Origin of the sequence: Psychrobacillus vulpis, assembly GCF_006861825.1 — a bacterium.
Lineage (GTDB): Bacteria > Bacillota > Bacilli > Bacillales_A > Planococcaceae > Psychrobacillus > Psychrobacillus vulpis.
In genome coordinates this window covers 84,327-91,892 of sequence record NZ_VDGI01000019.1, presented here as the reverse complement: position 1 = coordinate 91,892, position 7,566 = coordinate 84,327, and the positions used below count along the sequence as shown (strand labels likewise).

Here is a 7,566-nt window from a genome sequence, read left to right as displayed (position 1 = left end):
TAGGTCTGTTTTAATAACGGATTCAAGATCCCAAAAAGACTTCGACCTATTCTTCACTTTTACTATATAAAAAATAGTAGTACGAACCAATGCCTTGGTCTGCACTACTAATCTTAGTATGTTTTATTTAAAATGAAATAATGATGGAAATCTGTGATTTCCGCTGCGCGCGAACGCTTTCCGCGGGCGTGGCTTGAGCCTCTTCAGTCGCTATGCTCCTTGCAGGGTCTCAAGACTCACGCTATTCCCGCAGGAGTCGTCGCCCTCCGCTCCAATCAACGTTCTCTGAAAAATAACCGAGGTGATGGATAGAATTTTCGGAAATCCTAATCTATCCTATATAAAAATAAAAAGACTGTAGTCAACTTTTTAGAGTTGTCTACAGTCTGAAGCATTCATAGTTAATTATTCTCTTTTAAACTATTTGCAAAGCTTATCATAGATCTGCTAGACATTGGGCCTTTGATAAGCAAAACAGCGCGATTGTCGAGCATTGGTTTTAGGATATCCATCACACCATTGACGTCTTTAAAAGAATAGACATTCGCCTTTGTCCCATCTTTTTTTGCTTGAATTGCTATATCTTCTGCCTTACTTCCAATTGTAATGAGTGTATGAATGTCTCTTTGCGCAACCATACTTCCAATCTCACGGTGATATTTCTTTTCAAAATTTCCTAATCTTTTAATATCGCCAAGTACAAGTATGACATTTTTGCCCTTTCCAATAGAATCTAGCACCTTTAATGCAGCCTCAACTGACGTAGGATTATTTGTCCACGTATCATCTATAATTGTACTTCCTCCCATTCCACTTGAAAATTCAAGGTGTCTGGCCATATTTTTATAGGTTGTTAAACGTGAGATTGCTTCACTTATATCCATGCCCATTTCGTTTACTGCAGCAAGTGCAGCAAGTGCGTTATACACTTGATGTTCACCATATCCCGGTATAAATGCTTTATATTTTTTATCCGAAAAATGAACCTGGAAGTCCATTCCATTCTTTGTAAATCTAATATTGGAAGCCCTAATATGTGACTTCTCATTTACCCCAAAATAGATGATCTTTCCTTTAAATGAATGTAAAGGGACTTTTTTTATATTCGTATCATCCGCATTTAATATTAGTGTACCGTCTTGCTTTATCCCATCCACTATTTCGGACTTCGCTTTTATATATCCTTCCAAATTTCCACAACCATCTAAATGATGAACACCAATAGTTGTAATAATTCCAATCGTAGGCTGATAAATCATACACTGATGTTTAATATTTCCTGTATTTCCTAATCCAAGTTCAAAAACAGCTGCTTCTGTATTTCCATCAATTCCAGTCAAGTAAGGAAAGGATTGACGCGGTTCATTTTTACTACTAAAGGATGCCTGGACATTCCAGTCTTTACTTAAAATGTGTTTGATCATTTCTTTCGTAGTTGTTTTACCACATGTACCTGTTATAGCCACTACTGGGATTTTAAAAAGGTTTCGATAATAATCTAAAAATTTCCAATATGCCTGTACTAGGCTTCTAACTTTAATGACAGTAGTATCCGACAGTGCATTTTTCAATTCAGAGGAAGGCTTATCAGAAATCACAAGAGAAGGTCCCTTATTATTAATTTCATGCCAGTTAATAGAATCACTTCTACTAACAAACATGAGCGAATTTCGTTTTGTAAGCTCATGCCGATTATAATAAATAGCATCACTTACACTCCAATTTTCGGAACCACTTATTATTTCACCTTGAAGTAAGTTCCGGATGTCTTTCACACGTAAAGGTTTCAACATTACCCCTCCTTCCCCTTGTATAGTATGAAAAGCAATTTCTTGATGATTGGGTTTATGATGTGAACATACATCAAAATCATTATTAAAATAGTAAGAAACTGTATTTTTTTTTTGGGAAATATTAAAGGGGCACAGTGTTTGTCCATCTCAACTTCCCAATTTAACCTTATAATCTTGTTCATCGGGGACTATTTCTTCTTCCGCAATTTTGAAGCTAATTCAATTATGGGTTGACTATACATATCTCCTTTAATGAGGACAATGGTATTGGAGTCTAATATTTTACTTAGTAGATTTAAAACGAGGACTTCATTCCTGAATTTATAAACTGGGGAGCTAAAACCGAGCTTCACCGCGTGATCAGCCATTATACTTGCATGTTCACCTACGGTAATGAGTACATCCACTCCTATCCGATAAATTAACTCACCTGCTTGTTCATGAATAGTGTATCCCCAAGATCCCAAATCCGTAATTGTCCCTAAAATTGCAACCTTCTTTTTCTCTTTACCAATTTCATTTAATACTTTTAAAGCAGCTTCCAATGAAGTCGTTGTAATACTCCATGTATCATCGATAATCACAGAGTCATTTATGCCATCTACTACTTGAAGTTGCTTATTATATTTTCGAAATGTTTTTAACTGAACTGCAGCTTCTGGAATAGTTACCCCCATTTCGTAAACAGCCGCTATTGCAGCAAGTGCGTTATAGACTTGATGCTCTCCAAATCCTGGTACAAACATTTGATAATTCCGCCTCTTATGCTTGACACTAAACTGCATACCATCTTGATGGTATTTAATATTACAAGCTCTGAAATGGCAAGACCAATGAGTTCCAACCTTTATGACCCTACCTGCAAAACTTTTAACATCAATCTTACTTGTATTAATATCCTCTGCATTAATAATTAGTACACCTTTCGGGTCAATGATTTTAACCATTTCTCCTTTTGCCTGAATATAGCCCTCTAACGTATTGCAATAATTAAGGTGATGCGCTCCAATATTCGTAATAATTCCGATGGTAGGTTTAAAATATTCTCCTGCTTTTAATACATCTCCGGGCGAACCAACAGCTGTTTCGAAAATCGCCGCTTCGGTATCCTCCTCTATACTCAAAAGATATTGCAGTGAGGCTGTCCTAGAATTACTTGTAAGAATGGTTGAAGTTACTTTTTTATCTGTCGAAAGAATATGCTTGATCATTTCTTTTGTTGTTGTTTTTCCAGCAGTCCCTGTGATAGCAACAACTGGTAGATTAAATTGACTTCGGTAGTAGTGCACAAATTTCCAATAGGCTTCTTCTAAATTTGGTACATGTATAATCGTCAGATTCTCTGGTATTTCTGACTTACTATACTTCCAATCAGTTGCAAGCACTAAAGGAAAATATTTCATTAAGCTTTTCCAATTTACAATTCGCTTATCTGTAAAAAGAATTGTATTTTGATTCTTAATTTGTTTTAGACGGTATGCACCATAGTGGACTTCCACTTCATCTGAACCTTGCATCAACTCACCAGATATGATCGTTCTTATATCGCCGACCGTATGGGGTTTCATAGTTTTTTTCACACTCCTCTCTCTTTCTATAATATGTGATTTTAGTAAAGTTGATTGTATAAACTGCCTTTAATTGCGTGATACATAACTAGGTCAAAGTAAGTGCCCGTCATACATATAGAAAGAGTCGTAAATAGGAGCTTACTGTAGGGAGTGAAACGTTTGAAAGCAATTATTTTCATTAGTACAAATAAATCCGGATCCAGCAGAGAAGCTATTAAAGCAGCTGAGGAGTTGGGGTACTTCACTATTCTTTTCACTAATAATGAAAAGCAAATACAACAAAGGGAAGAGTACAAAGATGTTCATAAAATGATTTTTGTGAATACACATAATCTGGAAAAAATGAGAGAGGAAGTTGCAAAGTTACAATCCAAAGGAATGGAAATAAAAAATATTATTAGTTTTACTGATCCGTATGTTCATCTTGCATCCATTCTTTGTGATGAATTCTGTCATAATTATACTTTGTCAAAAGCCATTGAAATAATGGAAAACAAAGAAGAAACTCGATTATCACTAAAAGATAAACCTTATACGCCTAAATTTTTCTCGATTAAACCAAATGAATCGATTCCTACTAAAACAATATATGAACAGTTGGATTTTCCGATTATTGTAAAATCGCCAATATCAACGGGCTCTAAAGACGTATTTTTGGCAAGGGGAAAAGAGCAACTAATAAAACAATTTGAAAATTTACGTAAAAAAAATCCAGATGAATCGATTATGATAGAAGAATATATAGTAGGAAAACAATATTTAGTAGAGGCACTTGTTATTAATCATAAAGCCAGTATTGCAGGAATTATGGAACAAGAAATAACAAGGGGCAGGAGATTTATCATTACTGGATATGGAGTACTCGCAAAAGTTCCGGAAAGAATTAGAAAAGGAATTGAAGAAGTACTAAATTCAATCATCCAAGAGTTTGGAATTGAAACTGGAGCACTACACCTTGAGATTCGTTTATCTAAAAATGGTTGGAAGCTTATCGAGATTAACCCTAGAATTTCTGGAGGTGCTATGAATAAAATGATACAAGCTGCTTTTGGATTTAGTTTAGTGGAAGAAACACTTAAGTTATTTTTAGGGAAGAGTCCTTCCATTACACCTAAACATAAAAAGTATGTTTTTACGAAATACGTTATAGCTACTAAGAAGGGAATTTTAGAAAAAGTGACCGGAAAAGCCAGGGCAAAAAAATTACCTGGCGTTATTGATGTATACGTGAAGCCTAAAAAAGGAACTCTACTAACCCCCCCATTATCAATGGGGCATAGATACGCTTATGTAATTGCTGAGGGAAGTACTCTAGAAGAAGCTAAACAACGTGCAAATGCTGCTGCAAAAGAAATTATATTTCATTTAAAAGAGGAATAAACTGGAGACACCTTACTTTGTAGGTGCTCTTTTTTTATCCCTTTTCCGAAAAATTTAGTATTTTTGTAGGAACTATTTGCTGTATTTATTTTAGATAATTTAGCGCGACGCATGAGACTCCTGCGGTAAAGCGAGACAGACGAGACCCCGCACGAAGGAGGAGGCTCGTCGCTCGCCCGCTGAAAGCGAATGCCAAAGCGATAAATTCTCTTAACAACTATTTGATAGAAAATTTATTAGAATAACACTTTTTCAGCGGCCTCATAGCGGTGAGACTGAGACAACGCCAGCGGAAAGCGTCCGCTTGTAACGGAATCCTTTGAAAAAGGCCATGATTCCTGTGTTCATTACATACCAAGTTTTTATACTTTCTTATTTATAAATAAAACCTGAATAATAGATCTAGTTACGATCTGTTATTCAGGTCTTTGTTGAATTATTCTTTAAATGTATCATCTAAATACTTAACCGTATCAAACATATTGGTTTTACTTGCTCCTTTGACTAAAATTGTATCGTTTTTCTTCACAATCTTATCCAATAATTCATGTAATTCTTCTTTTTGGATAAAATGATAAATATTTTTAGGAGGAAATCCTTTTACTTTTGCTTGAGCACCAATTTCTTCTGTCCGAAATCCGTAGGTGATTAAAATATCAATATTTTTTTCATGAACATACTCTCCAACTTTACGGTATTCTTCCTCCCTTAAATTTCCCAACTCTCTCATCTGTCCAATAATAGCTATTGTTCGATGTTTTCCTATATTAGATAGAACATCAAGTGCTGCACGCACTCCTTGAGGATGCGAATGAACAGTATCATCAATTACGGTAATATTGTCTCGACAGTTGTAAATAGTTAATCTTCTTGGTGGCTTTTTAAAAATAAGTCCGGCCTTTATTTCCATTGGTGTAAAGCCTAAGTAATCAGCAATAGCAATTGCATTTAACGCATTATAAACATGATGCTCCCCTAAAATAGGTATAAACAACTCAATTTCTTGTCGTTGTAGCTTCATCTTGAAGCTCATACCATTCTCTTTATACTTAACGTCATATGCCCTATAATTAGCTGAAGATTTTATACCAACTGTCATTATTTTTCCTTTGAATTGTTCCGTCTCCAAATACTTAGAGTTTTCATCATCCTTGTTTAATACGAGAACACCTTCCTGATCCATACCATGGATTAGTTCTGATTTGGCATGTGCAACTCCTTTAATATCACTGTCAAAGTTTCCAACATGCGCGAGTCCTATGTTCGTTACAATACTAAGTGTAGGCTGAATGATGCTACAATGTTCTTTAATGACACCTGGATAGGCCATCCCATACTCTAGTACAACCGCTTCATGAGTGTCATTAATCTCGTCTGCATGTTTTTTCGTATGTTCTGTCGTATTCCAATAATCTTTTGACTCAAATACATTCCACTTTTTTGATAAAATTGATGCAAGAAAAGCCTTTGATGTTGTTTTACCAGCACTCCCTGTTATTGCAATTATTGGTATTTTTCCTTTTTTCTCAATATTTTTCCTCTTTAATGTGCCTATTTCTCTTTTGATTTTAGCTTGGTTTTCTGCTATAAATTTTGCATATTGGATAGTATGAATTACTACGTCTAATTCTAGGTAAAATGCAGGTGGACATCCTGGGCGCCAGTTAACTTCATATATCCAAATTTTCAGGTGCTCATCTAACCCAATGTCAATTCCGATTTCGTCAATAACTTCTCCGTATTTTACCATTTGGATATTATCTAAGTGATTAGCTAAGGACAAAGAAAAATGCTCCAACATACGTTTAATATTAAACGCTTCTTTTTTAAACTCCTGCTGTAAAAATGGATCTAAGTAGTTCGTGTAGCCGCCATTATTAATATTTGGTATGATGGATCCCTTAGGAGCAATCCGCGGAAAAATCGTTGTAATTACCCACTTACCTTCCCCGTTTTTTTGGACATGAAGCCTAAAATCATATACATGCCCAGATTTTGTGACAGATTGAATATATGGTTGAATAATAAAAGTTCCGGTTGAAAGCTTCTCTTCCAAAAACTCTATTAGCTGTTGTTTAGAATAGAATTCATTGTTGGAATCCTTCCTAACTTCATACCCATTTTTCACACTAGAAATGAAGTAAATACCTTTCCCCTTTCTTCCATCTATGGGCTTAAAAACTACTTTATGAAAAGATGCAACAAATTTAAAGAAAGTTTCCACATTCTTTACAACTTCAGAAGGGATTAAGTAATTCGAAAATTCCTTTGCTTCCTTTAGTCGTTCATTTATATTCCATTTGTTACCTATCGAGTTAGTAGTAAACGGAATTTCCTTTTTCAACTTTTCAATAATTGGTTTCGATTTTGCTAGTTTTTCAGGACTACCCGCATTGTAAATAACATCTGGAAAAGGCATAACTCTCTCTTGCCAGCTACCATTTTCATATACTTGGCCTCTAATGGATCGGTTTACGAAATTCACTGTTCCCGGTGAAAAGTAGAAAAATTTTAGCCCCTCCGCCTGGGCAACTGCAGCATAGGCATAAGACTTAATGACGGTTTTGGGGTCTCTACGATGATGTAACATTCCTATTAATGTCATTTTATATTCTCCTTTATACTGTGCATTGATATATTTATTAAATTCAGTCTTCCTATTCTGCATAAGGGCGAACGTTCAGTTTTATAAAATTCTAGTAAAAATAATAGATGTGGTGAGTAACTGGAATTATCCAGAAAAAAATTATTATTGTATATTTCGATGAAAAAGTTTATTTAAGCACGTTTTCGGATTACTTAAGCAAGGATGGCTACTATTC

General features: G+C 35.1%; 4 protein-coding genes. 1 reads left to right on the top strand and 3 read right to left on the bottom strand.

Annotation, left to right across the window (positions count from 1 at the left end; genetic code table 11):
• Positions 1–401 precede the first annotated feature (401 nt).
• Both FG384_RS15810 and FG384_RS15805 read right to left on the bottom strand, forming a co-directional pair.
• The gene (locus FG384_RS15810) at positions 402–1,793 is read right to left on the bottom strand and encodes a Mur ligase family protein (RefSeq protein WP_240793451.1); all 1,392 of its coding nucleotides are present in this window, start codon (positions 1,791–1,793) and stop codon (positions 402–404) included.
• Between the two features lie 188 nt (positions 1,794–1,981).
• Positions 1,982–3,373 carry a Mur ligase family protein gene (locus FG384_RS15805; RefSeq protein ID WP_240793450.1) on the bottom strand — a complete coding sequence of 464 codons (1,392 nt, stop codon included), beginning with the start codon at positions 3,371–3,373 and terminating at the stop codon, positions 1,982–1,984.
• 150 nt (positions 3,374–3,523) lie between these two features.
• Between FG384_RS15805 and FG384_RS15800 the strand changes: the two genes are divergently transcribed.
• Complete coding sequence (locus tag FG384_RS15800; RefSeq protein ID WP_205961811.1) at positions 3,524–4,744, top strand: ATP-grasp domain-containing protein; 1,221 nt, start codon at positions 3,524–3,526, stop codon at positions 4,742–4,744.
• A 436-nt stretch (positions 4,745–5,180) separates the two neighbouring features.
• Here FG384_RS15800 and FG384_RS15795 read toward each other — a convergent pair whose 3' ends face one another.
• On the bottom strand, positions 5,181–7,349 hold the full coding sequence (locus FG384_RS15795; RefSeq protein ID WP_142643665.1) for a YheC/YheD family protein: 2,169 nt from the start codon (positions 7,347–7,349) through the stop codon (positions 5,181–5,183).
• Positions 7,350–7,566: the final 217 nt, after the last annotated feature.

What these genes read in the sequence shown, in the direction of transcription:
- FG384_RS15810 (WP_240793451.1), bottom strand. Translation starts at nt 1,793, where the DNA reads ATGTTGAAACCTTTACGTGTGAAAGACATCCGGAACTTACTTCAAGGT.
- FG384_RS15795 (WP_142643665.1), bottom strand. Translation starts at nt 7,349, where the DNA reads ATGACATTAATAGGAATGTTACATCATCGTAGAGACCCCAAAACCGTC.